We start from the raw sequence: 3421 nt of genomic DNA on the forward strand, positions 1-3421 counted from the left end.
GCGCTAGACCCGCCGCTTTCGAGCGCGTCGTGATTTGCACCAATGTTGCAGGACCGTGGAACTGGTACCCGCATGCGCCGAAAGTTCAGCGGGCAGCCCTAGCACGCCGCCTCGATGTTGTCGAGGAATGGGCCGGTACATGGGATAATGTCACGGTGACTTATTGGGATAAGGACCAGGTAATGAAGAAGTTGACAGAAGATGTAAACATTGCAAACGGTGGCATGTAAACATTCCATTGGAAACATTGCAATGTAATGTTTACATGTTGACGTAATGCGTGTAATGTTTACATCATGGCAACCCGTAAAGAACACTCTGAATTCGCCGCCGCCCTCGCTGAGCTGACCGCCGACCGCCCTGACCTCGCTGCGCGCCTGGGAGACGACCCCACCCGCGCCCAGCTCCTGGACGCACTCGAGGATTTGGCCCCCGCCGTCGCGCCTGGTGCTAAAAACATGCCGAAAGCCGGATTGGTGCAGCTCATCGCGGCACTCGCGCCCGCTCCGCAGCCGCCGCAGCTCGTCAGCTTCACCACCCGTATCCCCGAGGCTCTGGCCCAGGAGGTGAAAGCGGAAGCCGTCGCACGCGGGGTACCCGTCCAGGCTCTGGTCGCTGATTTGCTACGCGCAGGACTCGAACAATCTCGCTAATCGCGTCACGTGTGTTCGAATCTCCGCAACCCACAGCAGCGCCCCGACCTTCCTGAGGGAGGGAGCGGAGAGAGCGCCGTGCCTCCATGTGTGAAAAAGGGGCACTAGCAGGGACTTTCTTCCGTCGGTCGGTCGGTCGGTCGCTTAGGTGGCCCGGGTTATTAGCTCCGGACAGTGGCGGCATGTGCGCGGACTCTTGGCAGCGTCTCAAGCAGATTGACAGCTGCAGCGGGTTGGCTCCAGGTTCGGCACTCCTTTGCGCCCCGTGGTCGCCCATCGGGGAAGCACCTGGCGGTCTCGCGCTCGCGAAAAGACTCTGGCTCTAACCCAGGTCTCTGCCCGCGTGTGAGGCGGGGGGGTGCGTTTTGGTTCCCAGGCTCGACCCTGGCGCGCTGGTGTGCCCTCTCGACAGCGCGGGCATACGTGGTATGCTCATATTGATTTAACTGCTAGAGAAGACCCTAGGGCATTGCCCCGGGGTCTTTTCGTTTGCCACGCCGGGGGTAGAGCGTGTTCCAGACACAGAATGTGAGAAAGAACACACATCGGGGTACGTCCTGGCCTGCGCGGAATCGCCGGTTCCAGACCGTGTTCCAGACTGGACAACTAAGCCCCTCACACATGCGTCCTGGCCTGCAGCGGAGGCGTTCCAGACACTGTTCCAGACAGCGTTCCAGACACTGTTCCAACATTGCAAAGGCTTCTGACCAGCGCTTTTCTTAAATCACCCCGCAAGGTGCGGGGCAAATAATGTAAAGGAGAGTGCTCTATGAGAGCTCTAGAATTGCCTGACGCCCGCGAGGCTGTCGCCACCCGTGTCCGGATCGAGTGCAAGCCCGTTCGCGAGTACGACAAGGAGAAAAAGCGGTTCACGGATACACAGCGCACAGGGGCAGACGGACGGCCCTTGTGGGAGGTCGAGGGGGTCACGCCGATTGTGCTGGGCCAGGTTTTCGAGGGCGGAAAAGTGCAGGTCACACAGTTTTTCGAGCCGACTACGCTGCGTATCGGCACGGAATTCGTGGTCACTGGTGATGTGGAGACCCGTCTTTTCGCTTCGAAAGGTGAGATCGGCTGCAGCATGACCGGTGCCCGGTTGGAGACGCCCAAGCAGCAAGCAAAGCAGCCGCAGCAGGAGGGTGAAAAATAATGGCCCTGTTTCATGCTCCAAGCGTCGCTAAGCGCGAAAAGGATGTGCATCCCATGGGCGATGTGCACGGTATTGATCTGGTCGCGCAGCTGCAGCGCATCGAGGACAACGAGGACGGCAGCGTACTCATGAGCGTGCAGGTTTTCCCAGCTCAGCCCACGCCCGTCATCGATTGGATTGAGCACGTCAGCCCGCTAGATGCGCTCGAAGTGGCGCGGATCCACGGCGGCGACGGGCGTGCGCTCAAAGATGTCGGCTTGACCGGACCACGTCGTGCGCTCGTCGTGATGCGCCCCGGCCTCCGCCCGCAGCCTGAGGCCATCGGCCTGGTGTACACGGTGGAGGGCTGGAGACGATGACCGGATTTTTTGCTCTGATGGTGGTGATCGGCCTGGCGTGGTTAGCGTACGACTATTTCCCAAACAAGGAGAGGGCGGAGGTCGGCAGCGTCTTGGCTAAAAGCGTCGGCAAGCTCGATAGGGCAGGCCTGACGCTAGAGACGATGGACCCCCGCCGCGCTATTTTCCGCGTTGACCACCGTGTTTACCAGGGCGTACCCGAGTCCGTGGTGAAAAACCTCGAAGCTCACTGGGGCGCGCCGGTGCGGGTCGTGCCGCTAGGAAATGGCCGCGTGAGCTGCGAACCGGCCCCGCCGCCGAAGGCGTAGCGCAGCTGTGGTGCTGTGCAGCGCGGCGCGCAGCGAGCAGGGAGCGCAAGGCGCGAAGCGCCGAGCACCCCGCACAGCGAGCACCCGCGCGAACCGGCCCGCGACGCGGGCCGCGCGGGTGGGCCTTAGTGCTACAGGCCCACCTTTGTGACGAAATGCCTGTTTGTGCAGGTCAGAGAGGGTTTTTTATGTCCAAGGACGATAGGGCGCGGCGCTGGATGCTCACGGTGCCGGCCGAGGGGGAAAAGGGGCTAACGCGGGAGGAACTCGAAGAGGCGTTAAAGCCGTATTCGAGCTACTTAGGCCAGCTAGAGCGGGGGGAATCGGGCTATCTGCATTGGCAGCTCCTGGTCGTGCACGACGAGCCGATAAGGTTCAGCACTCTGCACCGAAAAATGCCGACAGCTCACCTAGAACAAGCCCGTGACCTCGCGAAATGCATCGCGTACGTGCAAAAGGCGGATACACGGATAAAGGACGAACCGCCGCTGATGAAGGGCGTCATTGACCGGGGGCCTGGTCAAGGACACCGATCTGATTTGGACGGCTTGCGTGCCCGAATCCTCGATGGTGCCGAAACGGTGGACGATTTGATGATGGGCGATGTCACGGCCTGGCGGCATGGCCGCATGACGGCCGATCTGGTCGCTGCACGTGACCGCGCGCGGCTTAGCTCGGGGACACGAAATGTACAGGTCAGGGTGATTTTTGGCGATACCGGCACGGGAAAAACGCGGGCTGCGATTGATGGGCTGAGCCGTCTCGGGTCGGTCTGCAGGGTGACCCACTGGGGGCCGGGTGCTTTCGACGCATACGACGGCCAAGACTCGATTATTTTCGATGAATTCACAGGTCAGCCCCCGCTTTCGGAATTGCTGACATGGCTGGATGTGTATCCCGTCGACCTCCCGGCTCGCTACCGCGCTAGACCCGCCGCTTTCGAGCGCGTCG

The 3421-nt window shown here is 61.2% G+C and carries 6 protein-coding genes; all 6 read left to right on the top strand.

The genetic code is table 11. The features are described from left to right. Positions 1–230: hypothetical protein (locus HMPREF2537_RS12715; protein ID WP_210383597.1), on the top strand; the 230-nt coding region annotated here is incomplete at its 5' end. Between the two features lie 66 nt (positions 231–296). Then, a complete protein-coding gene (locus HMPREF2537_RS00635; protein ID WP_070524726.1) occupies positions 297–653 on the top strand; it encodes a hypothetical protein in 357 nt (118 codons plus the stop codon). A 769-nt stretch (positions 654–1422) separates the two neighbouring features. Further along, positions 1423–1803, top strand: coding sequence for a hypothetical protein (locus HMPREF2537_RS00640; protein ID WP_070524728.1), 381 nt, complete (start codon positions 1423–1425; stop codon positions 1801–1803). Then, positions 1803–2162 carry a hypothetical protein gene (locus HMPREF2537_RS00645; RefSeq protein WP_070524730.1) on the top strand — a complete coding sequence of 120 codons (360 nt, stop codon included), beginning with the start codon at positions 1803–1805 and terminating at the stop codon, positions 2160–2162. The genes HMPREF2537_RS00640 and HMPREF2537_RS00645 overlap by 1 nt, the downstream gene beginning before the upstream one ends. Next, positions 2159–2470: a hypothetical protein gene (locus HMPREF2537_RS00650; RefSeq protein WP_070524731.1), complete on the top strand. Its 312-nt coding sequence runs from the start codon at positions 2159–2161 to the stop codon at positions 2468–2470. Before HMPREF2537_RS00645 ends, HMPREF2537_RS00650 begins: the two co-directional genes overlap by 4 nt. A 188-nt stretch (positions 2471–2658) precedes the next feature. Then, positions 2659–3421: hypothetical protein (locus HMPREF2537_RS00655; RefSeq protein ID WP_070524733.1), on the top strand; the 763-nt coding region annotated here is incomplete at its 3' end.

This window comes from Corynebacterium sp. HMSC074E01, from assembly GCF_001808885.1.
GTDB lineage: Bacteria > Actinomycetota > Actinomycetes > Mycobacteriales > Mycobacteriaceae > Corynebacterium.